Source organism: Lysinibacillus sp. LZ02 (genome assembly GCF_050613145.1).
In the GTDB taxonomy this organism is placed as follows: Bacteria; Bacillota; Bacilli; order Bacillales_A; family Planococcaceae; genus Lysinibacillus_B.
In genome coordinates, this window is sequence record NZ_CP192507.1 from 4051977 (window position 1) to 4070898 (window position 18922).

The 18922-nt window shown below is 41.1% G+C and carries 33 protein-coding genes; 1 reads left to right on the forward strand and 32 read right to left on the reverse strand.

Annotation, left to right across the window (positions count from 1 at the left end; genetic code table 11):
* Window positions 1-4: 4 nt before the first annotated feature.
* Complete coding sequence (locus tag ACQQ2I_RS19605) at window positions 5-289, reverse strand: 2-keto-3-deoxygluconate kinase (RefSeq protein ID WP_431028414.1); 285 nt, start codon at window positions 287-289, stop codon at window positions 5-7.
* A 189-nt stretch (window positions 290-478) separates the two neighbouring features.
* On the opposite strand from ACQQ2I_RS19605, the gene ACQQ2I_RS19610 reads away from it, so the two are divergent.
* The gene (locus tag ACQQ2I_RS19610; RefSeq protein ID WP_431028415.1) at window positions 479-1300 is read left to right on the forward strand and encodes a methyl-accepting chemotaxis protein; all 822 of its coding nucleotides are present in this window, start codon (window positions 479-481) and stop codon (window positions 1298-1300) included.
* Window positions 1301-1834: 534 nt separating this feature from the next.
* On the opposite strand, the gene rpsI is transcribed toward ACQQ2I_RS19610, so the two are convergent.
* From rpsI to rplB, 31 genes are all read right to left on the reverse strand, one after another.
* Window positions 1835-2227 (reverse strand): 30S ribosomal protein S9, encoded by a 393-nt coding sequence (gene rpsI / locus ACQQ2I_RS19615; RefSeq protein ID WP_391374238.1) that lies wholly within the window; start codon window positions 2225-2227, stop codon window positions 1835-1837.
* 25 nt (window positions 2228-2252) lie between these two features.
* Window positions 2253-2690 carry a 50S ribosomal protein L13 gene (gene rplM / locus ACQQ2I_RS19620; RefSeq protein ID WP_391374240.1) on the reverse strand — a complete coding sequence of 146 codons (438 nt, stop codon included), beginning with the start codon at window positions 2688-2690 and terminating at the stop codon, window positions 2253-2255.
* Window positions 2691-2853: 163 nt separating this feature from the next.
* The gene (gene truA, locus ACQQ2I_RS19625) at window positions 2854-3600 is read right to left on the reverse strand and encodes a tRNA pseudouridine(38-40) synthase TruA (RefSeq protein WP_431028416.1); all 747 of its coding nucleotides are present in this window, start codon (window positions 3598-3600) and stop codon (window positions 2854-2856) included.
* Window positions 3601-3609: 9 nt separating this feature from the next.
* Window positions 3610-4407: an energy-coupling factor transporter transmembrane component T family protein gene (locus tag ACQQ2I_RS19630; RefSeq protein ID WP_431028417.1), complete on the reverse strand. Its 798-nt coding sequence runs from the start codon at window positions 4405-4407 to the stop codon at window positions 3610-3612.
* On the reverse strand, window positions 4404-5273 hold the full coding sequence (locus tag ACQQ2I_RS19635) for an energy-coupling factor ABC transporter ATP-binding protein (RefSeq protein WP_431028418.1): 870 nt from the start codon (window positions 5271-5273) through the stop codon (window positions 4404-4406). The genes ACQQ2I_RS19630 and ACQQ2I_RS19635 overlap by 4 nt, the downstream gene beginning before the upstream one ends.
* Window positions 5249-6094 carry an energy-coupling factor ABC transporter ATP-binding protein gene (locus ACQQ2I_RS19640; protein WP_431028419.1) on the reverse strand — a complete coding sequence of 282 codons (846 nt, stop codon included), beginning with the start codon at window positions 6092-6094 and terminating at the stop codon, window positions 5249-5251. The genes ACQQ2I_RS19635 and ACQQ2I_RS19640 overlap by 25 nt, the downstream gene beginning before the upstream one ends.
* 409 nt (window positions 6095-6503) lie before the next feature.
* The gene (gene rplQ, locus ACQQ2I_RS19645; protein WP_036151908.1) at window positions 6504-6884 is read right to left on the reverse strand and encodes a 50S ribosomal protein L17; all 381 of its coding nucleotides are present in this window, start codon (window positions 6882-6884) and stop codon (window positions 6504-6506) included.
* Window positions 6885-6941: 57 nt separating this feature from the next.
* Complete coding sequence (locus ACQQ2I_RS19650) at window positions 6942-7880, reverse strand: DNA-directed RNA polymerase subunit alpha (RefSeq protein WP_391374254.1); 939 nt, start codon at window positions 7878-7880, stop codon at window positions 6942-6944.
* Between the two features lie 140 nt (window positions 7881-8020).
* A complete protein-coding gene (gene rpsK, locus ACQQ2I_RS19655; protein WP_431028420.1) occupies window positions 8021-8410 on the reverse strand; it encodes a 30S ribosomal protein S11 in 390 nt (129 codons plus the stop codon).
* A 26-nt stretch (window positions 8411-8436) separates the two neighbouring features.
* Window positions 8437-8802, reverse strand: coding sequence for a 30S ribosomal protein S13 (gene rpsM / locus ACQQ2I_RS19660; RefSeq protein WP_391374258.1), 366 nt, complete (start codon window positions 8800-8802; stop codon window positions 8437-8439).
* A gap of 24 nt (window positions 8803-8826) precedes the next feature.
* Entirely contained in the window at window positions 8827-8940 is a 114-nt protein-coding gene (gene rpmJ / locus ACQQ2I_RS19665) for a 50S ribosomal protein L36 (protein WP_000868344.1), read from the reverse strand.
* 37 nt (window positions 8941-8977) lie between these two features.
* Window positions 8978-9196, reverse strand: coding sequence for a translation initiation factor IF-1 (infA, locus tag ACQQ2I_RS19670; protein WP_016839390.1), 219 nt, complete (start codon window positions 9194-9196; stop codon window positions 8978-8980).
* 425 nt (window positions 9197-9621) lie between these two features.
* On the reverse strand, window positions 9622-10275 hold the full coding sequence (locus tag ACQQ2I_RS19675; protein WP_431028421.1) for an adenylate kinase: 654 nt from the start codon (window positions 10273-10275) through the stop codon (window positions 9622-9624).
* An 80-nt stretch (window positions 10276-10355) separates the two neighbouring features.
* The gene (secY, locus tag ACQQ2I_RS19680; RefSeq protein ID WP_431028423.1) at window positions 10356-11651 is read right to left on the reverse strand and encodes a preprotein translocase subunit SecY; all 1296 of its coding nucleotides are present in this window, start codon (window positions 11649-11651) and stop codon (window positions 10356-10358) included.
* Window positions 11651-12091 carry a 50S ribosomal protein L15 gene (gene rplO, locus ACQQ2I_RS19685; protein ID WP_431028424.1) on the reverse strand — a complete coding sequence of 147 codons (441 nt, stop codon included), beginning with the start codon at window positions 12089-12091 and terminating at the stop codon, window positions 11651-11653. The genes secY and rplO overlap by 1 nt, the downstream gene beginning before the upstream one ends.
* Window positions 12092-12126: 35 nt before the next feature.
* Complete coding sequence (gene rpmD, locus ACQQ2I_RS19690; protein WP_431030558.1) at window positions 12127-12309, reverse strand: 50S ribosomal protein L30; 183 nt, start codon at window positions 12307-12309, stop codon at window positions 12127-12129.
* 10 nt (window positions 12310-12319) lie between these two features.
* A complete protein-coding gene (gene rpsE / locus ACQQ2I_RS19695) occupies window positions 12320-12820 on the reverse strand; it encodes a 30S ribosomal protein S5 (RefSeq protein WP_391374273.1) in 501 nt (166 codons plus the stop codon).
* A 21-nt stretch (window positions 12821-12841) separates the two neighbouring features.
* Window positions 12842-13201 carry a 50S ribosomal protein L18 gene (gene rplR, locus ACQQ2I_RS19700; RefSeq protein WP_431028425.1) on the reverse strand — a complete coding sequence of 120 codons (360 nt, stop codon included), beginning with the start codon at window positions 13199-13201 and terminating at the stop codon, window positions 12842-12844.
* A gap of 32 nt (window positions 13202-13233) precedes the next feature.
* Window positions 13234-13773: a 50S ribosomal protein L6 gene (rplF, locus tag ACQQ2I_RS19705; RefSeq protein WP_431028426.1), complete on the reverse strand. Its 540-nt coding sequence runs from the start codon at window positions 13771-13773 to the stop codon at window positions 13234-13236.
* A gap of 31 nt (window positions 13774-13804) precedes the next feature.
* The gene (rpsH, locus tag ACQQ2I_RS19710) at window positions 13805-14203 is read right to left on the reverse strand and encodes a 30S ribosomal protein S8 (protein WP_391374281.1); all 399 of its coding nucleotides are present in this window, start codon (window positions 14201-14203) and stop codon (window positions 13805-13807) included.
* A gap of 30 nt (window positions 14204-14233) precedes the next feature.
* On the reverse strand, window positions 14234-14419 hold the full coding sequence (locus ACQQ2I_RS19715; protein ID WP_004233656.1) for a type Z 30S ribosomal protein S14: 186 nt from the start codon (window positions 14417-14419) through the stop codon (window positions 14234-14236).
* A gap of 22 nt (window positions 14420-14441) precedes the next feature.
* The gene (gene rplE, locus ACQQ2I_RS19720; protein WP_391374284.1) at window positions 14442-14981 is read right to left on the reverse strand and encodes a 50S ribosomal protein L5; all 540 of its coding nucleotides are present in this window, start codon (window positions 14979-14981) and stop codon (window positions 14442-14444) included.
* Between the two features lie 30 nt (window positions 14982-15011).
* The gene (rplX, locus tag ACQQ2I_RS19725) at window positions 15012-15320 is read right to left on the reverse strand and encodes a 50S ribosomal protein L24 (RefSeq protein WP_431028427.1); all 309 of its coding nucleotides are present in this window, start codon (window positions 15318-15320) and stop codon (window positions 15012-15014) included.
* A 37-nt stretch (window positions 15321-15357) separates the two neighbouring features.
* Window positions 15358-15726 (reverse strand): 50S ribosomal protein L14, encoded by a 369-nt coding sequence (gene rplN, locus ACQQ2I_RS19730; protein ID WP_042478646.1) that lies wholly within the window; start codon window positions 15724-15726, stop codon window positions 15358-15360.
* A gap of 45 nt (window positions 15727-15771) precedes the next feature.
* Window positions 15772-16035 (reverse strand): 30S ribosomal protein S17, encoded by a 264-nt coding sequence (gene rpsQ, locus ACQQ2I_RS19735; RefSeq protein WP_391374291.1) that lies wholly within the window; start codon window positions 16033-16035, stop codon window positions 15772-15774.
* A gap of 24 nt (window positions 16036-16059) precedes the next feature.
* A complete protein-coding gene (gene rpmC, locus ACQQ2I_RS19740; protein WP_042478642.1) occupies window positions 16060-16257 on the reverse strand; it encodes a 50S ribosomal protein L29 in 198 nt (65 codons plus the stop codon).
* Window positions 16247-16681, reverse strand: coding sequence for a 50S ribosomal protein L16 (rplP, locus tag ACQQ2I_RS19745; protein WP_391374294.1), 435 nt, complete (start codon window positions 16679-16681; stop codon window positions 16247-16249). The genes rpmC and rplP overlap by 11 nt, the downstream gene beginning before the upstream one ends.
* A gap of 2 nt (window positions 16682-16683) precedes the next feature.
* Window positions 16684-17340 carry a 30S ribosomal protein S3 gene (rpsC, locus tag ACQQ2I_RS19750; protein ID WP_431028428.1) on the reverse strand — a complete coding sequence of 219 codons (657 nt, stop codon included), beginning with the start codon at window positions 17338-17340 and terminating at the stop codon, window positions 16684-16686.
* A 3-nt stretch (window positions 17341-17343) separates the two neighbouring features.
* Complete coding sequence (gene rplV / locus ACQQ2I_RS19755; protein WP_391374299.1) at window positions 17344-17688, reverse strand: 50S ribosomal protein L22; 345 nt, start codon at window positions 17686-17688, stop codon at window positions 17344-17346.
* 22 nt (window positions 17689-17710) lie between these two features.
* Window positions 17711-17989 (reverse strand): 30S ribosomal protein S19, encoded by a 279-nt coding sequence (gene rpsS / locus ACQQ2I_RS19760; protein WP_391374302.1) that lies wholly within the window; start codon window positions 17987-17989, stop codon window positions 17711-17713.
* 60 nt (window positions 17990-18049) lie between these two features.
* Window positions 18050-18880 (reverse strand): 50S ribosomal protein L2, encoded by an 831-nt coding sequence (gene rplB / locus ACQQ2I_RS19765; protein WP_391374304.1) that lies wholly within the window; start codon window positions 18878-18880, stop codon window positions 18050-18052.
* Window positions 18881-18922 lie beyond the last annotated feature (42 nt).

Genomic DNA, 18922 nt, shown 5'->3' on the forward strand with positions numbered 1-18922 from the left:
AATGTTACTCTTCTACTGTTTCTTCGATTATTTCATCTAACGCAAAAGCCGCTTTAAAATCATTCATAATCGCTTCCGTCGCCTTCAATTCACCTGCAATAATTGGGTGAATGGATTGTAATTCCACAGATTCTAATTGTTTTTTTAATGTATCTTGCTTAATAACCAATTGCTGATAGAAGGAAAGCGCTCTACCACGTCGAAATGTTTGTGCACCACGGTGCCCTCTTTTTCGCCCACCATGTCTGCATTCTTCTCTAGCAAATTCCTCTTCATGCTCTTTTCTCATGTACATCACCCCTTGAATACAATCGTATACAAATGTATTCGATTATACAATGATATATTTCAATCTGAATGTGTCCCCATATACAAAATTGCAATATTCCATATTTAAAGCGCGGTTTTTATTATATAGTAGAATTAGTAGATTTTTTGTATATTTTTACTAGATGAATATAGGAATGAGGGGGATCGCATGAATAGCAAATTAAAAGCCGTTGTGGATTCAATTGATATTTATCAAGCAACCTATCCAGAAGATGCTTGTGTACTCATTTTCGATACAGAAAAAGTAGTGGGGTATAAACGCGGGAAAATGGTCGATTTAAATATTAGAGTCGGGGAAACCATTGACATGCACAAAAACACAACAAGTGTCCGCGCAATGAAAAGCAGAAAATTTCTCCGAGAAGAACGCGGGGCAGAACTATTTGGATTTGCCTATATCGCCTCCGCCAGCCCTATTTATGACGAGGGCAAAGTTGTTGGGGTCGTTACTGGCGTGATTTCGAATGACCGTGTGCACCATATGCGGATTGTAGCCACAGAGCTTTCAAGTGCTGTACAGCAAATGTCTGCTACAACAGAGGAATTAACACAGGCTAGCACTCATGTATCAAAGCGCATGGAAGACTTATCGGCGTTTGCCCATACAATGAATCATGATATCCAACAAATTAACTCGATTGTAAATACAGTGAAAGATATTTCAAGGAAATCACAAATTTTAGGGTTAAATGCTTCTATTGAGGCAGCACGCTCAGGCATTCATGGCAAAGGCTTCGCCGTCGTGGCAGAGGAAATTCAAAAAATGGCGCAAAGTAGTACGGCAAGTGCGGAAAATATTACTAAAGAGCTTGATAATATTAAACAGGCGATGAGTTATGTAAATGAATCGACCACACAAATCGTTGCCTTTACACAGCAGTATACAGCCAGCATGCATGAAATGAATGACGCCTACACAAATATGAACCGAATTGGTACTCAGTTAATGGATTTGAGTGAGGTTGATTAATACCATACTAATACACGCTATTTTTTAGCAAACATAAAGGAGCCATCCTACTCCGCTTGGATAGCTCCTTTCAAAGTTTAAGCTTTATTTCACTTCAAATGAAATAAATATCTAGACACACTTAGTATTGCAAATATCGAATATTTAGCCGCCTTTAACAACCGTCATTAAAACAAACAAGATAACATCAAGACCAATTAACCACCATACAATACAAGGTTCGTAATCCTCTTTGATGCTTTCTTTTCTTCCCATGCAGAAGGACTCTTCCATAAAAGTATTAAAATAATAATCGTTATAATGGCGCTACAGCTTCTTAAAATAATGAATCCCAAACAAACATCTCCTATAATTACATACGGATAACTTTTATTGTCTCATACTACTACTCTTACACTTCATACAAGATGATGCAATTACACAAACATTGTATTTTTCTCACCCTAAAAACCAACAATACAATTAATCTGAACTAATAGAAAAAACCTCCCAAGACAAAAGCCTTGAGAGGTTGGAAGTTCTGTATGCGTAAAATTAACGTTTTGAGAACTGAGGTGCACGACGAGCGCCTTTAAGACCGTATTTTTTACGTTCTTTCATACGAGCGTCACGAGTAAGTAAACCAGCAGATTTTAACGCTGGGCGGAAATCTGGGTCAACTTGTAATAATGCACGTGCGATACCGTGACGGATTGCACCAGCTTGACCAGTGAAACCACCACCGTTTACGTTTACGTGGATATCATAGCTACCTAAAGTTTCAGTTGCTACTAATGGTTGTTTAATTACTTCACGTAATGTTGCGAATGGAACGTAATCTTCAACATCGCGTTTGTTGATAACAATTTTGCCTTCGCCTGGTACTAAACGTACGCGAGCTACTGAGCTTTTACGACGACCTGTGCCGATATATTGAACTTGTGCCAAGGGTATATCCTCCTCTTATATTATATTATCCGCGAAGCGTATAGCTTTCCGGTTTTTGTGCAGCGTGTGGGTGCTCTGCTCCAGTGTAAACGTTAAGTTTACCGAACATTTTGCGACCTAAAGAGTTTTTAGGAAGCATACCTTTAACTGCTAACTCAATCATTTGAGTTGGGTATTTTTCTTTCATTTCACCAGCAGTACGTTGTTTTAAACCGCCTGCGAATTGAGTGTGACGGTAGTAAATTTTACCTTCTAATTTGTTACCTGTTAACTCAATTTTGTCAGCGTTGATGATGATTACGTGATCACCAGTGTCAACGTTTGGTGTGAAAGTTGGTTTATGTTTACCGCGTAAAATTGCAGCTACTTCAGAAGCTAAACGTCCAAGAGTTTGGCCTTCTGCGTCAACTACTAACCATTTACGCTCTACTTCGTGACCTTTAGCCATGAATGTTGTACGCATGAATATATCCTCCTAATCGATAGTTATTACCGTTATTTTTCATTAGTCTACACTATAAGTTTTCGGGGCTTATTTGTGGTTGGTAATGAAAATACCATACATCATCATATAATGGATTACATGATAAGTCAAGAGATTTAATTAAACACCTGGAGAAGTTGTACTAGCTCTCGTAAAACACCTTTTCGAGGTACAAACCGTGTGCTGGCGCGGTTTTACCTGCTTTTCCACGATCCATACTGGCAATCATCTCTTTAACATTTTCTGTATTTCTTTTACCGATACCTACTTCCCACAATGTACCAGCAATAATTCGAACCATATTGTATAAAAAGCCATTGCCTTCTATCGTCATATGCAGTTCCTCACCTTGCCAAGTAAGCTCTACACGATAAACCGTACGCACTTTATCTATCACACTCGTATTCGCCGCGCAAAAAGCAGAAAAATCATGCGTACCGATTACCGCCTGTGCCGCCTCTTTCATCGCTTCCACATCCGGCTTGACACCGTTTGTTTCGACTGCATAAAAGCGACGAAACGGACTTGGAATCGCTTCACAGTTCCAAATATAGCGATAACGCTTTCCACTCACACTATAGCGTGCATGGAACTCACTTGCTACTTCTTCTATGATATGGACGCGTATATCTCGAGGCAGCTGCACATTTAACGCCTTCCTATACTTATCGCAAGGAATCGCAAGCGGTGTATCAAAGTGAATGACTTGTCCTGTAGCATGGACACGCGCATCCGTACGTCCACTTGCTGTGACCTTCACTTGCTCTCCCTTATGCATCACCGACAATACTTTCTCCAGCTCTAACTGTACGGTACGCTCTCCAGGTTGTACTTGATAGCCTGCAAAGTTCGTGCCATCATAGCTAATTGTCGCCTTTAACCTTCTCATACAACACTCCTAGTTACGGAAATACACAAGTACTGCTGCCATCACTACAAGTGATAATAATGCGAGTGTATCACCTGAATCCCATTTTAACTGGCGGTAACGTGTACGTCCTTCGCCCCCACGATAGCCGCGTACTTCCATTGCTGTTGCTAAATCTTCGGCACGCTTAAATGCACTGACAAATAGCGGGACAAGCAATGGAATAATCGCCTTTAAGCGATCTTTTAACGGCCCTGCACTTAAATCGGAGCCACGTGCCATTTGTGCCTTCATAATTTTATCTGTTTCATCCATTAACGTCGGAATGAAACGAAGTGAAATCGACATCATCAACGCTAACTCATGTACAGGCACCTTGACCTTCTTCAGCGGATTTAATAAGGTCTCAATACCGTCCGTAATCGAAATCGGCGACGTTGTTAGCGTTAAAATAGACGTCACAAACACAAGAACTAAGAAACGAATCGAGATGAAAATCCCCTGCTTTAAGCCTTCCTCATAAATTTTAAGGAACCCTACATCAACAATGATATTCCCTTCACGCGTAAACAAAATATGCAATAGGAAAGTGAAAATCATTAAAAGAATCACAGGCTTTAACCCATTGATTAAGAAATAAAGACGAATGCGGCTCATAAAGATCACAACAGCTGTAAATGCTAATAATAAACCATACGTCATGACGTTATTGGCTAAAAATACGATGACAATAAAAGCAAATACAAACATCAATTTTGAACGTGGATCTAAACGATGCACAAAGGAATCGCCCGGAATATAACGCCCAAAAATCATTTTTTCCATCATGAACGATCACGCTCCTTTACAACAAGCGCAATCTGTTGTGCTAGTTCCTCTTCTGTTAAGCATACTTTTGCTAGCTTCGTATTCATCATTTTCTCGACACGTTGCTGGAACTTGACAATACGCGGTAACTCTAACCGGTACTCATTCAATGTTTCCGCATCTGCAAATAGCTCACGCGGCGTTTCTGTGAGTACACAACGTCCTTCATGCATAATGGCAAGCTGATCGGCGTAGCGTGCCGCATCCTCCATACTGTGTGTCACAAGTATCGTTGTTAAACCACGTTCTTTATGCAGCTTGTAAAACATGTCCATAATTTCTTTTTGCCCGCGCGGATCAAGACCGGCAGTTGGTTCATCTAATACAATGACTTCCGGTTCCATAGCAAGTACCCCTGCAATCGCTACACGTCGCATTTGTCCACCTGATAAATCAAATGGCGATTTTTCAAGTACCATTTCCGGAAGACCTACAAGCTTGATTAACTCTCGTGCACGACGCTCTGCTTCTTGTTCGGATACACCAAAATTCATCGGACCGAACATGATGTCTTTTAATACGGTTTCTTCGAATAATTGATGCTCTGGAAATTGGAACACAATCCCGACCTTTTGGCGAATTGGCTTTAATTCCCTTGCTTTTTTCCCTGCTTCAATCACACGGTCACCAATATGCACCTCTCCTGTAGAAGGCTTTAATAGCCCATTAAAGTGCTGTAGGATGGTAGATTTACCCGAGCCCGTATGACCGATAATGGCTTGATATGTGCCTGAAGTAATCGCTAAATCGACATCGTAAAGTGCGTACTTTTCAAATGGTGTACCTTTAGAGTACGCATAGCCTACTTGTTGAAGTTTGATGTCCATAAGTCATTCACCAGCTCTTCTTCTGTCATATGTTGTCCTACAAGCTGTACACCTTGCACTTGTAGTAGCTTCGTCATTTTCATTGCAAATGGTAAGTCTAACCCCAGTTCGACGAGTTGATCACCTAGCGCAAAAATTTCCGCTGGTGTTCCTTCGGCATATTTTTTCCCATCATTCATAAATAACACATGGTCCGCAAGCATCGCTTCTTCTAAATCATGTGTAATCGATAGTACTGTTAAGCCAATTTTTGCGCGAAGTGCCTGTACGGTTTGTAATACTTCTTCACGCCCTTGTGGATCTAGCATAGATGTTGCTTCATCTAAAATTAAAATTTTAGGATGCATCGCAAGTGCGCCTGCAATGGCTACACGTTGCTTTTGCCCACCTGATAAATGATGAGGCTCATGATTAAGGAAGTTATCCATTTTTACTTGTTTTAACGACCCGTGTACACGCTCTACCATTTCCTTATAGGGTACGCCATTATTCTCAAGGGAAAAAGCTACATCATCTTGTACCGTAGCGCCTACAAATTGGTTATCTGGATTTTGAAACACCATACCCATATGAGAACGTATCTCCCATAAGTTTTCCTCCGTTAACACTTCACGCATAATGCGCACTTCTCCTGCTTGAGGAAATAACAGACCACTCATCAACTTAGCAAGCGTTGATTTTCCTGACCCATTATGCCCAACAATGGCAATCCATTCGCCTTCATTCACAGCAAATGTGACATCTTGTACTGCTTTGCGTGCATCAGGAACGTCAGGTGTATATGAAAACGTTACGTTATTAAACGATAAAATTTCTGTCATGTTCTCCGCTCCTTACTTCTCTGCTCTACTAATAAAATTACACTTTTTTATATATGTTTGCTACCTTTTTTCAGAAAACTATATCCGGGTACGGTTCATATATAAAAATAAAGCACGTTTGTCTAAAACGTACTTTATTTTTATATATGTATTAAGCTGCACTTTTTAAAGAATAAAAAAGCGCGCACCTCATTCAGAGAAATGCGCTTATCACTACATTAAATCGAACAAGACGGCTGCTCATTTCCGCTTATTCATTGTGAATGAGGTGCGAGAGCTAGACGAGACGCCTGGAAAATCCACCGCTCATCGTAACGCTCAGCTTATTTATTGTCGTATAAATCTTTTATTTAAAAAAGGGAGTGCCGTTCAACAGGTGAACTAGGCACCCCCTAACCCAAGTTTACGATTAAACTAATTCAATCACAACTACAGGTGCGCCGTCTCCACGACGAGGACCTACTTTAAGGATGCGAGTATAGCCACCTTGACGCTCAGCGTAACGTGGAGCAACCTCATCAAATAACTTTTGAAGTGCGAATGAAGTTGTTTCGTTACCTTCTTCATCAGTTTTCGTTACTAGCTCACGACGGATGAATGCAGCCGCTTGACGACGAGCATGTAAATCACCGCGTTTACCTAAAGTAATCATTTTTTCAACAGCTTTACGAACTTCCTTCGCGCGAGCTTCAGTCGTTTCGATGCGCTCATTGATGATTAAGTCAGTAGCTAAGTCACGTAACATCGCTTTACGTTGAGAACTTGTACGGCCAAGTTTTCTGTAACCCATGGATGTTTCCCTCCTTTATAAATATCTCTGATCTAGCTTATATATTGTAAAATGTGCTTAGTCTTCTTTACGTAATCCTAAACCAAGCTCTTCTAACTTCGCTTTAACTTCTTCTAAAGACTTGCGACCAAGGTTGCGAACTTTCATCATGTCGTCTTCTGATTTATTAGCAAGCTCTAGTACCGTGTTGATACCAGCACGCTTTAAACAGTTGTAAGAACGAACAGAAAGATCTAGTTCTTCGATAGTCATCTCTAAAACTTTTTCTTTTTGATCTTCTTCTTTTTCGACCATGATTTCAGCAGTTTGCGCTTCATTCGTCATGCCTACGAAAATGTTTAAATGCTCTGTTAAGATTTTCGCTCCAAGCGAAATCGCCTCTTTTGGACCGATGCTACCATCTGTCCACACATCAAGTGATAACTTATCGTAGTCAGAGTTCTGTCCAACGCGAGTGTTCTCCACTTGGAAGTTGACGCGTGAAACTGGAGTGTAAATAGAGTCGATCGGGATCACGCCGATAGGAAGATCCTCACGTTTGTTTTGATCAGCAGGAGTGTAACCACGACCTCTTTGCGCATACATACGCATACGTAGATGACCGTTTTTAGCAATTGTTGCAATATATAGATCTGGATTTAAAATTTCTACATCACTGTCATGTGTAATGTCAGCAGCAGTAACTACGCCTTCACCTTTTACATCAATCTCAATGACTTTTTCTTCGTCAGAGTAGATTTTTAAAGCTAGCTTTTTGATGTTTAAAATGATTGAAGCAACATCTTCTACTACACCTTCTACAGTAGAGAATTCGTGTAATACGCCATCAATTTGCACTGATGTTACAGCCGCCCCTGGTAATGAAGATAGAAGGATACGACGTAGTGAATTACCCAAAGTGTTTCCATATCCGCGTTCTAACGGTTCTACAACAAATTTACCATGCTTGGCATCATCGCTGATCGTTTCAATCTTTGGTTTTTCAATTTCGATCATTTCAATTTACCCTCCTTCAAAACATCGAATGTATAGGTTATACCATCATAGTATCCGGTCAAATACTGACCTTTTAAAATTGCACAAGACTTTTGCACAAGAAATGATGTTACCTAAGGAATATCCTTAAGTTGCACCCACTACACGCGACGACGTTTTGGCGGACGGCAACCGTTATGTGGAACTGGAGTAACGTCTTTAATAGCAGTTACTTCTAAACCAGCAGCTTGAAGTGCACGAATTGCAGCTTCACGACCAGCACCAGGACCTTTAACAGTTACTTCCAACGTTTTCAGACCATGTTCAAGGGATGCTTTCGCAGCAGTTTCTGCAGCCATTTGAGCAGCAAATGGAGTTGATTTACGTGAACCACGGAAACCAAGTGAACCAGCTGAAGACCAAGAAACAGCGTTACCTTGCATATCTGTAATCGTTACGATTGTATTGTTGAATGTAGAACGAATGTGTGCGATACCAGCTTCGATATTCTTTTTCACACGACGTTTACGAGTTTGTTGTTTACGAGCCATGTTAAGAAGGAACCTCCTTTACTTAATTATTTTTTCTTGTTCGCTACAGTCTTACGAGGACCTTTACGCGTACGCGCGTTGTTCTTCGTATTTTGACCACGAACTGGTAAACCACGACGGTGACGGATACCACGGAATGAAGCGATCTCCATTAAACGTTTGATGTTTAATGAAATTTCACGGCGTAAATCACCTTCAGTTTTATATGTGTCTAATTGTTCACGGATTTGGTTTAACTGATCTTCTGAAAGATCGCGTACGCGGATATTTTCGTCAATACCAGCTGCCGCTAATACTTTTTGAGAAGTCGTTTTACCAATACCGTAAATGTAAGTTAATGAAATTACCACGCGTTTGTCGCGAGGAATGTCAACACCAGCAATACGTGCCATGTACGTTGTGCACCTCCTTAAATATTACCCTTGTTTTTGTTTGTGTTTAGGATTTTCACAGATTACCATTACTTTACCGCGTCGGCGAATTACTTTACATTTTTCGCAGATCGGTTTCACAGATGGTCTCACTTTCATCTAACCTAACCTCCTTAATAGTCCGGAGTGCAAAAGATTATTTAAAACGGTATGTGATACGACCGCGAGTTAAATCATAAGGAGATAACTCAATAGTAACCTTATCTCCAGGTAGGATACGAATAAAGTGCATACGAATCTTTCCAGAAACGTGTGCAAGCACCGTGTGCCCATTTTCTAATTCTACCTTAAACATCGCGTTTGGCAAAGTCTCAACAACTGTCCCTTCGACTTCAATTACATCGTCTTTCGCCATCAACCCTTAGCTCCCTTCTATATGCAATTTCTGATTCCCTTGAGAATCAAAGCAACTGTTTTCTTCTAGTAAGAAGCAACCCATTAACATATGTCCGGATTGTATGAGAGATGTTTGAAAGACGCTCGTCTGGTTTCGCTTCACACAATCCACGGAATAGAACAGGTCCGGTTAAGGAACTGTCTTCCTTATGTTCATACGATAGCCGGAATGTCTAGGATGGGCTACCCCCACCCATTTACACAGATGCTTCCACGAAACCCATTATACCTTTTTTCCGAAGCGTCCACACGCCGTAGCGCTCAATTTCGTCTATAAAGATATATACCGGGCACAATATGCTTTTGCAACTCTCAAAAAATTAGTTTTCCTGTTGCCTCCGCTTTTGACCTTACGCAGAAGCGTATCTAGCGCCCGGTCAGGTATCAGCTGCGGATGCCCTGTAATAGAGCGTCAAGATCAGCGAATACTTTTTCAATATCCTGCTGTCCATCAATATTCGTTAAAACGCCTTTCGCTTGATAAAAATCAAGTAAAGGTTGTGCTTGATTCATATTTACTTCCAGACGGTTTGTTACCGTTTCAGGATTATCATCCGCACGTGTATAAAGCTCGCCGCCATCTTTATCACATTTCCCTTCCTCTTTTGGAGGATTGAAAACGAGGTGATAAGATGCACCACAAGATTTACAAATACGACGACCACTTAGGCGTGCTACTAGTTCATCTTTGTCAACTTGGATGTTGATTGTATGCTCAACCGGACGACCAAGCGCTTCTAAAATGTTATCTAGCGCTTCCGCTTGCGGAACTGTACGTGGGAATCCATCTAATAAGAATCCTTTTTCGCAATCCGATTGTGAAAGTCGCTCACGCACGATACCAATCGTTACTTCATCAGGAACTAATTGCCCTTGATCCATAAACGATTTAGCTTGTAAGCCTAATTCTGTGCCGTCTTTAATTGCAGCACGAAACATATCGCCTGTAGAAATATGAGGGATTGCGTACTTCTCAACAATTTTCTCTGCCTGAGTGCCTTTACCTGCACCAGGTAGACCCATTAAAACGATATTCATACGTAATTTCTCCCCCTGTAACAAAACTTATCTACTGTGATAGCTGGTTAAGGAAACAAAAACGTTTCCCTAAACCTGCATTATTTCATAAAGCCTTTATAATGACGTTTCACTAGTTGCGATTCTAGTTGCTTCATTGTCTCTAACGCTACACCGACTACGATAATTAAACTCGTACCACCAATCTGCACTGAAGCAGGAAGGTTCATAAAGTTAATAAATAGAATCGGGATAGCTGAGATGACAACAAGGAAAATTGCCCCTACGAAAGTTAAACGGTAAAGAACTTTTGTTAAATAAGTTTGCGTATCATTCCCTGGGCGAATGCCTGGAATGTATGCGCCTTGTTTTTTCAAGTTGTCAGCCACATTTTCAGGATTCACTTGAATGAATGCATAGAAGTATGTGAATGCAATGATCAGCGTAACATAGACTACAAAACCAATAGGATGTGTATACGTCAAATTATTTGTAATCCAAGTCGTTACACTATTTTGACCAAAGAATGTAGCAAGCGTTTGCGGTGTTACAAGGAACGCTACTGCGAAGATTACCGGAATAACCCCTGCAGCATTTACTTTTAACGGTAAGTGCGTTTGTTGCCCACCAACCGCCTGACCACGACCGGCAACTCGTTTTGCGTATTGAATCGGAATTTTACGTAACGCTTGTTGTACGTAAATAACCCCTACAACAATAGCTAATAGCACTAAAACTAAAAGGGCTAAAATGGCAATGTTAATGAATAACTGTTCACCAGCACCTTCAATTTGTTGTGCATATACTTGGTTTACTGCATTTGGAATCGCGGCAGCAATACCAGCGAAGATAATAATGGAAATACCATTACCAACACCATGTGCAGTAATTTGCTCAGCTAACCACAGAAGGAATGCTGTCCCAGCTGTCAGTACAATGGCAATTGTTAAATAAGATTCAATGCTTGTATCTGTAATCAATGATCCACCGTAGAATTGGTTGAAACCAAACGACATCGCAAATGATTGAATAAAGCCAAGCACGATCGTAAAGTAACGAGTGAATTGCGCGAGTTTACGTCGCCCTACTTCACCTTGCTTTGCCCACTCTGCAAACTTTGGTACAACGTCCATTTGCAATAACTGAACAATAATTGAGGCTGTGATGTACGGCATAATCCCCATCGCAAAGATAGAGAAGTTAGACAGTGCACCACCGCCAAATGTATTGAGGAAGCCAACAAGACTAAACTCGTCAGTCGCCTTTAATACATTTGCGTCAACGTTTGGTACCGGGATAAACGTCCCGATACGAAAAACGATTAACATTAAAAGTGTGAAGATGATTTTATTTCGTATATCTCGAACGCGCATAAAGTTAGAGATCGTCTGAAACATTAAATCACCTCAGTTGTTCCGCCAGCATTCTCGATTGCTTCTTTAGCAGAAGCTGAGAATTTGTGAGCTTTTACAGTCAGCTTCACATTTAAAGTTCCGTTACCTAAAACTTTAATGCCTGCTTTCTCGTTACTCACTACACCAGTTTCTACTAATAATGCAGGTGTTACTTCTGCACCATCTTCGAAACGGTTTAATGCATCAAGGTTAACGATAGCGTACTCTTTACGGTTGATGTTCGTAAAGCCGCGTTTCGGTAAACGACGGAAAAGTGGGTTTTGACCCCCCTCAAATCCTGGACGAACGCCGCCGCCTGAACGAGCGTTTTGACCTTTATGACCTTTACCTGCAGTTTTACCGTTACCAGAACCGATACCACGACCAACACGGTTACGTTCTTTACGAGATCCTTCTGCTGGTTTTAACTCATGAAGTTTCATACTAGATGGCACCTCCTTGTTCAATGTTGTTGAAATTAAATTTCTTTTACAGTAACTAAGTGAGCTACTTTTGTTAACATACCGCGAATAGCTGCGTTGTCAGCTTGTTCAACAGTTTGGTTTGTTTTACGTAAACCTAAAGCTTCAATCGTTTTACGTTGTGCCGGTTTAGTACCGATCACAGATTTAGTAAGGGTGATTTGTAATTTAGCCATTATAATTCCCCCCTTATCCTAATAATTCTTCCACTGATTTACCGCGTAGCTTTGCAACGTCCTCTGCGCGTTTTAATTCAGCTAAACCTGCTACAGTTGCACGCACCATGTTGATTGGTGTGTTTGAACCTAGAGATTTTGAAAGAATATCAGTAATACCAGCAAGTTCTAGTACGGCACGTACTGGACCACCAGCGATAACCCCTGTACCAGGAGCTGCAGGTTTAATTAAGATTGAACCTGCACCGAAGCGACCTTGCACTAAGTGTGGAGTAGTTCCACCTACGCGTGGTACTTCGATTAAGTTTTTCTTCGCGTCTTCAACAGCTTTGCGGATTGCGTCTGGTACCTCTTGTGCTTTACCAGTACCGAAACCTACATGACCGTTTTTATCTCCAACTACAACTAATGCAGTGAAGCGGAAGCGACGACCACCTTTAACAACTTTAGCAACACGGTTAATTGTAACTACGCGTTCTTCAAGTTCTAATTTGTTTGCGTCAATGCGACTCATGAAGTATGTCCCTCCTTCTTATTAAAATTCTAAGCCGTTTTCACGTGCAGCTTCAGCTAAAGCTTTTACACGTCCATGATATAAGTAACCACCACGGTCAAATACCACAGTAGTAATATTTTTTTCAACAGCGCGTTTTGCGATGATTTCACCGATTTTCGCAGCTGCTTCTACGTTTGAACCAGCACCCTCGAATTCTTTTTCTTGAGTGTTAGCAGAAACTAAAGTTACGCCAGCTACGTCATCGATAAGTTGTGCATAAATGTTCTTGTTTGAACGGAATACGTTTAAACGAGGACGTACAGCAGTACCAGAGATTTTAGCACGAACACGCCCATGACGTTTCTTACGAACTTGATTTTTATCTTGTTTCGTAATCATAGAGGTCACTCCTTTCTAATGCTTATGCAGCATTATTTACCTGTTTTACCTTCTTTACGACGAACGAATTCGCCTTCGTAACGGATACCTTTACCTTTGTATGGCTCTGGTGGACGAACGTCACGAATGTTAGATGCTAATGCACCAACGCGTTCTTTAGAAATACCTTTTACGATAATCTTCGTGTTTGAAGGAACTTCGATCTCTAAGCCTTCTTCTGGTGTGAACTCTACTGGATGAGAGTAACCTACGTTCAGTACAAGCTTTTTACCTTGTAATTGAGCACGGTAACCAACACCGATAAGTTCTAGAGAGCGTGAGAAACCTTCAGAAACACCAGTTACCATGTTAGCTAGTAACGCACGAGTTGTACCGTGGTTTGTACGGTGTTCTTTAGACTCAGAAGGACGAACAACAGTTACGATGTTGCCTTCTTGCTCGATTTTCATATCTTGATGGAATTGACGAGTTAATTCGCCTTTAGGACCTTTCACTGTAACTGTGTTGTCAGCAGCGACCGCAACAGTTACACCTGCAGGTACCTCGATAAGTTTTTTACCTACGCGAGACATTTAGTTGCACCTCCATTCTTTTTGTTGCTAATTACCAAACGTATGCTAAGATTTCTCCGCCAACTTTTTTAGCGCGAGCTTCTTTGTCAGTTAATAAACCTTGTGAAGTTGATACTAAAGCGATACCAAGACCGTTTAATACTTTTGGCACTTCATCAGTTTTAGCGTATACGCGTAAACCTGGTTTAGAAATACGTTTTAAGCCAGTGATAACACGCTCGTTATCTTTACCGTATTTTAAGAAGATACGGATGATACCTTGCTTGTTGTCCTCTACGTACTCTACGTCACGGATGAAACCTTCACGCTTTAAGATTTCAGCGATTTGTTTTTTAAGGTTAGAAGCCGGAACCTCTAACTTCTCGTGACGAACCATGTTCGCATTACGGATGCGAGTAAGCATATCTGCAATCGGATCAGTCATTGTCATGAAAATTTACCTCCTTCCCAAATTAGGGGATTACCAGCTGGCTTTTTTAACGCCAGGAATTTGTCCCTTATATGCAAGTTCACGGAAACAAATACGGCAAAGTTTAAATTTGCGGTATACAGAATGTGGACGACCACAGCGTTCACAGCGTGTATATTCTTGAACTTTAAACTTTTGCTTACGTTGTTGTTTAACGATCATTGATTTTTTAGCCACGTTTTCGCCCTCCTTGATTTAATTACTTTTGGAACGGCATACCGAATTGTGTCAATAACTCGCGAGCTTCTTCATCAGAATTCGCAGTCGTTACGATCACGATGTCCATACCGCGTACTTTCGAAACTTTATCGTAATCGATTTCAGGGAAAATTAGTTGCTCTTTCACACCTAAAGTGTAGTTACCGCGACCATCGAATGCTTTTTTAGAAACACCACGGAAGTCACGTACACGTGGAAGTGCGATAGCGATTAATTTATCCAAGAATTCATACATACGCTCACCGCGTAATGTAACTTTAGCACCGATAGGCATACCTTCACGTAGACGGAAACCTGCGATCGATTTTTTCGCTTTAGTTACTACTGGTTTTTGACCAGTGATAATTGTTAATTCTTCAACAGCTGCATCTAGAGCTTTAGAGTTTTGAACTGCGTCACCAACACCCATGTTGATTACGATTTTCTCAACTTTTGGCAATTGCATAACTGATTTATATCCGAATTTGCTCATAAGAGCTGGAGAAACTTCATTTAAATATTTTTCTTTAAGGCGGCTCATGTAGTTTTACCTCCCTTCATGGTTTACTTATTAGTCGATTACTACACCGGATTTTTTTGCAACACGAACTTTTTTGCCGTTTTCGATTTTGTAACCTACACGAGTCGGCTCGCCAGATTTTGGATCGATTAGCATTACGTTCGAAACGTGGATTGCAGCTTCTTGAGATACAATACCACCTTGTGGGTTAAGTTGGTTAGGTTTAACGTGTTTCTTAACGATGTTTACACCTTCAACAAGAACGCGGTCTTGTTTAGGATAAGCAGCTAAGATAACGCCCTCTTTACCTTTATCTTTACCAGTAATTACTTTTACTTTGTCGCCCTTTTTAACATGCATTATGTGTCGCACCTCCTTGATTGGTACTGTCATGAAATTAAAGAACTTCTGGAGCTAGAGAAACGATCTTCATGAAGTTGCTATCACGTAATTCACGTGCAACAGGTCCGAAAATACGAGTTCCGCGTGGAGACTTATCATCTTTGATGATTACGCAAGCGTTCTCGTCAAATTTGATATAAGTACCGTCTTTACGACGTACACCCGATTTTGTGCGAACGATAACAGCCTTAACAACGTCACCTTTCTTGACAACGCCACCTGGTGTTGCTTTCTTAACTGTACATACGACGATATCGCCGATGTTAGCAGTTTTACGTCCAGAACCACCAAGTACTTTAATTGTTAATACTTCACGTGCACCTGAGTTGTCAGCAACTTTCATACGACTTTCTTGTTGGATCACTTAGGTTACCTCCCTCCGGAATTTGGTTTATTTCCGAAATAGTTATTAGATAATAACCGCTTTTTCTACAACTTCCACTACGCGGAAACGTTTAGTAGCTGATAGCGGGCGAGTTTCCATGATACGTACGATATCACCGATTTTCGCTGTGTTTAACTCATCATGAGCTTTAAACTTTTTAGAGTACTTTACACGCTTACCGTATAATTTGTGCTTCTTGTAAGTTTCAACAAGAACAGTAACTGTTTTGTCCATTTTGTCAGAAACAACACGGCCAGTGTAAACTTTGCGTTGATTACGCTCAGTCATGCCTGAAAACCTCCTTTATCAGTTTTATTGTGCACTGATTTCTCTTTCACGAATCACAGTTTTCATACGCGCAATCGCTTTACGAACTTCACGAATGCGAGCTGTGTTTTCTAATTGACCAGTCGCCAATTGGAAGCGAAGGTTGAAAAGCTCTTCTTTCAGTGATTTCACTTTTAATTCAATTTCAGAAGTGGCAAGGTCACGGATTTCATTAGCTTTCATTAGATTCACCACCAGTTTCTTGACGTTTTACGATCTTACATTTAACAGGAAGTTTGTGTGATGCTAAACGAAGTGCTTCGCGTGCGATTTCTTCAGATACGCCAGCAATTTCGAACATTACTTTTCCTGGTTTTACTACTGCTACCCAGCCTTCAGGAGAACCTTTACCAGAACCCATGCGGACTTCTAGAGGCTTTTTAGTGTAAGGCTTATGCGGGAAGATTTTAATCCAAACTTTACCGCCACGTTTCATGTAACGTGTCATAGCAATACGGGCAGATTCGATTTGACGGTTTGTAATCCAAGATGCTGTAGTAGCTTGTAAGCCCCACTCACCGAAAACTACTTCTTTACCGCCTTTCGCTTCGCCACGCATGTTACCACGGTGTTCACGACGATATTTTACGCGTTTTGGTAATAACATAATTATTTGCCTCCTTCCCCAGAGTTCTTCTTAGTCGGAAGGACTTCACCACGGTAGATCCATACTTTAACACCTAACTTACCATAAGTAGTATCAGCTTCAGCGTGTGCATAGTCGATGTCAGCACGTAAAGTATGAAGTGGAACAGTTCCTTCAGAATAGTGTTCAGCACGCGCGATATCAGCGCCACCTAAACGACCAGATACTTGAGTTTTGATACCTTTTGCACCAGCGCGCATTGAGCGTTGGATTGCTTGCTTTTGAGCACGACGGAAAGATACGCGGTTCTCAAGTTGACGAGCGATATTTTCAGCTACTAAACGAGCATCTAAATCCGCTTTTTTGATTTCAACGATGTTGATGTGTACACGCTTGCCAGTTAAATCAGATAAGTATTTACGTAAGTTTTCAACTTCCGTACCGCCTTTACCGATTACCATACCTGGTTTCGCAGTGTGAATTGTGATGTTTACGCGGTTTGCAGCGCGTTCGATTTCAACTTTAGATACAGATGCATCTTTCAGTGAAGTCTCGATATATTTACGAACTTTGATGTCTTCGTGTAAAAGATCAGCATAGTCTTTTTCAGCGTACCATTTTGACTCCCAGTCACGAATAACACCAACGCGTAGTCCTATTGGATGTACTTTTTGACCCACGGATTAAACCTCCTTCTTCTCAGATACCACTACAGTGATGTGGCTTGTGCGTTTGTTAATTGCGCTTGCACGTCCTTGAGCACGTGGACGGAAACGTTTTAATGTTGGACCTTCGTCAACAAAAACTTCAGAAACAACTAAGTTGTTAATGTCTAACTCATAGTTGTGTTCGGCGTTAGCAACTGCAGATTTTAATACTTTCTCAACGACTGGAGACGCCGCTTTTGGAGTATGACGTAAAATTGCAACTGCTTCACCAACTTGCTTACCTCGGATTAAGTCTACAACTAGACGTACTTTACGAGGAGCGATACGAACTGTACGAGCGATAGCTTTAGCTTGTGTCATTAGGATTTACCTCCTCTCAAAATTAGCGTCTTGTTTTCTTGTCATCTGCACCGTGACCTTTATAAGCACGTGTCGGTGCGAACTCACCAAGTTTGTGACCTACCATATCTTCAGTGATGTATACAGGTACGTGTTTACGTCCGTCGTATACAGCGATCGTTAAACCGATGAAGTTCGGGAAAATAGTAGAACGGCGAGACCAAGTTTTAATCACTTGTTTTTTCTCAGAAGCCTCTTGCGCTTCCACCTTTTTCATTAGGTGGTCATCGACAAAAGGTCCTTTCTTTAAGCTGCGACCCATTTAGGAACCTCCCTCCGTGATTCCACCACGGCTCTCCGTGCGAACCGTAGTTTAACCACATTATTTTTTACGACTACGAATAATAAACTTAGAAGTTTTATTTTTCTTTTTGCGTGTTTTATAACCAAGAGCTGGTTTACCCCATGGTGTCATTGGAGATTTACGTCCGATTGGAGAACGTCCTTCACCACCACCGTGTGGGTGATCGTTAGGGTTCATTACAGAACCACGTACAGTTGGGCGTTTACCTAACCAACGAGAGCGACCTGCTTTACCGATGTTAATAAGTTCGTGTTGCTCGTTACCAACTTGACCGATTGTAGCACGGCAAGTAGCTAATACTAAACGAACTTCACCAGATTGAAGACGAACGATTACATATTTACCTTCACGACCAAGTACTTGTGCAGAAGTACCAGCAGAACGTACTAATTGTCCACCTTTACCAGGTTTTAACTCGATGTTGTGTACTGTTGTACCCATTGGAATGTTTGCTAATGGTAATGCGTTACCTACTTTAATGTCAGCCTCTGGACCAGAGTAAATCGTTTGACCTACTTCAAGACCTTTCGGAGCTAAGATGTAACGTTTTTCACCGTCAGCGTAGTTGATTAATGCGATATTCGCAGAGCGGTTTGGATCATATTCGATAGTAGCAACGCGTCCTGGAATGCCGTCTTTAAGACGTTTGAAGTCGATTACGCGGTATTGCTTCTTATGACCACCACCATGATGACGAACAGTAATTTTACCTTGGTTGTTGCGACCAGCTTTGCGTTTAATTGGTGCTAATAAAGACTTTTCAGGCTTATTAGTTGTGATTTCAGCAAAGTCAGATGACGTCATGTTACGACGACCATTTGATGTTGGTTTATACTTTTTAATCGCCATGTGTTTTCCCTCCTTTTATATTGTGCAATTTAACCCGAATTG

What these genes read in the sequence shown, in the direction of transcription:
- ACQQ2I_RS19605 (WP_431028414.1), bottom strand. Translation starts at nt 289, where the DNA reads ATGAGAAAAGAGCATGAAGAGGAATTTGCTAGAGAAGAATGCAGACAT.
- ACQQ2I_RS19610 (WP_431028415.1), top strand. Translation starts at nt 479, where the DNA reads ATGAATAGCAAATTAAAAGCCGTTGTGGATTCAATTGATATTTATCAA.
- rplM (WP_391374240.1), bottom strand. Translation starts at nt 2,690, where the DNA reads ATGCGTACAACATTCATGGCTAAAGGTCACGAAGTAGAGCGTAAATGG.
- truA (WP_431028416.1), bottom strand. Translation starts at nt 3,600, where the DNA reads ATGAGAAGGTTAAAGGCGACAATTAGCTATGATGGCACGAACTTTGCA.
- ACQQ2I_RS19630 (WP_431028417.1), bottom strand. Translation starts at nt 4,407, where the DNA reads ATGATGGAAAAAATGATTTTTGGGCGTTATATTCCGGGCGATTCCTTT.
- ACQQ2I_RS19635 (WP_431028418.1), bottom strand. Translation starts at nt 5,273, where the DNA reads ATGGACATCAAACTTCAACAAGTAGGCTATGCGTACTCTAAAGGTACA.
- ACQQ2I_RS19640 (WP_431028419.1), bottom strand. Translation starts at nt 6,094, where the DNA reads ATGACAGAAATTTTATCGTTTAATAACGTAACGTTTTCATATACACCT.
- rplQ (WP_036151908.1), bottom strand. Translation starts at nt 6,884, where the DNA reads ATGGGTTACAGAAAACTTGGCCGTACAAGTTCTCAACGTAAAGCGATG.
- ACQQ2I_RS19650 (WP_391374254.1), bottom strand. Translation starts at nt 7,880, where the DNA reads ATGATCGAAATTGAAAAACCAAAGATTGAAACGATCAGCGATGATGCC.
- rpsK (WP_431028420.1), bottom strand. Translation starts at nt 8,410, where the DNA reads ATGGCTCGTAAACAACAAACTCGTAAACGTCGTGTGAAAAAGAATATC.
- rpsM (WP_391374258.1), bottom strand. Translation starts at nt 8,802, where the DNA reads ATGGCACGTATTGCTGGTGTTGACATTCCTCGCGACAAACGCGTGGTA.
- rpmJ (WP_000868344.1), bottom strand. Translation starts at nt 8,940, where the DNA reads ATGAAAGTGAGACCATCTGTGAAACCGATCTGCGAAAAATGTAAAGTA.
- infA (WP_016839390.1), bottom strand. Translation starts at nt 9,196, where the DNA reads ATGGCGAAAGACGATGTAATTGAAGTCGAAGGGACAGTTGTTGAGACT.
- ACQQ2I_RS19675 (WP_431028421.1), bottom strand. Translation starts at nt 10,275, where the DNA reads ATGAATATCGTTTTAATGGGTCTACCTGGTGCAGGTAAAGGCACTCAG.
- secY (WP_431028423.1), bottom strand. Translation starts at nt 11,651, where the DNA reads ATGTTTCAGACGATCTCTAACTTTATGCGCGTTCGAGATATACGAAAT.
- rplO (WP_431028424.1), bottom strand. Translation starts at nt 12,091, where the DNA reads ATGAAACTTCATGAGTTAAAACCAGCAGAAGGATCTCGTAAAGAACGT.
- rpsE (WP_391374273.1), bottom strand. Translation starts at nt 12,820, where the DNA reads ATGAGTCGCATTGACGCAAACAAATTAGAACTTGAAGAACGCGTAGTT.
- rplR (WP_431028425.1), bottom strand. Translation starts at nt 13,201, where the DNA reads ATGATTACGAAACAAGATAAAAATCAAGTTCGTAAGAAACGTCATGGG.
- rplF (WP_431028426.1), bottom strand. Translation starts at nt 13,773, where the DNA reads ATGTCTCGCGTAGGTAAAAAACTTATCGAGGTACCTGCAGGTGTAACT.
- rpsH (WP_391374281.1), bottom strand. Translation starts at nt 14,203, where the DNA reads ATGACAATGACTGATCCGATTGCAGATATGCTTACTCGCATCCGTAAT.
- rplE (WP_391374284.1), bottom strand. Translation starts at nt 14,981, where the DNA reads ATGAGCCGCCTTAAAGAAAAATATTTAAATGAAGTTTCTCCAGCTCTT.
- rplX (WP_431028427.1), bottom strand. Translation starts at nt 15,320, where the DNA reads ATGCATGTTAAAAAGGGCGACAAAGTAAAAGTAATTACTGGTAAAGAT.
- rpsQ (WP_391374291.1), bottom strand. Translation starts at nt 16,035, where the DNA reads ATGACTGAGCGTAATCAACGCAAAGTTTACACTGGCCGTGTTGTTTCT.
- rpmC (WP_042478642.1), bottom strand. Translation starts at nt 16,257, where the DNA reads ATGAAAGCTAATGAAATCCGTGACCTTGCCACTTCTGAAATTGAATTA.
- rplP (WP_391374294.1), bottom strand. Translation starts at nt 16,681, where the DNA reads ATGTTATTACCAAAACGCGTAAAATATCGTCGTGAACACCGTGGTAAC.
- rplV (WP_391374299.1), bottom strand. Translation starts at nt 17,688, where the DNA reads ATGACACAAGCTAAAGCTATCGCTCGTACAGTTCGTATCGCTCCTCGT.
- rpsS (WP_391374302.1), bottom strand. Translation starts at nt 17,989, where the DNA reads ATGGGTCGCAGCTTAAAGAAAGGACCTTTTGTCGATGACCACCTAATG.
- rplB (WP_391374304.1), bottom strand. Translation starts at nt 18,880, where the DNA reads ATGGCGATTAAAAAGTATAAACCAACATCAAATGGTCGTCGTAACATG.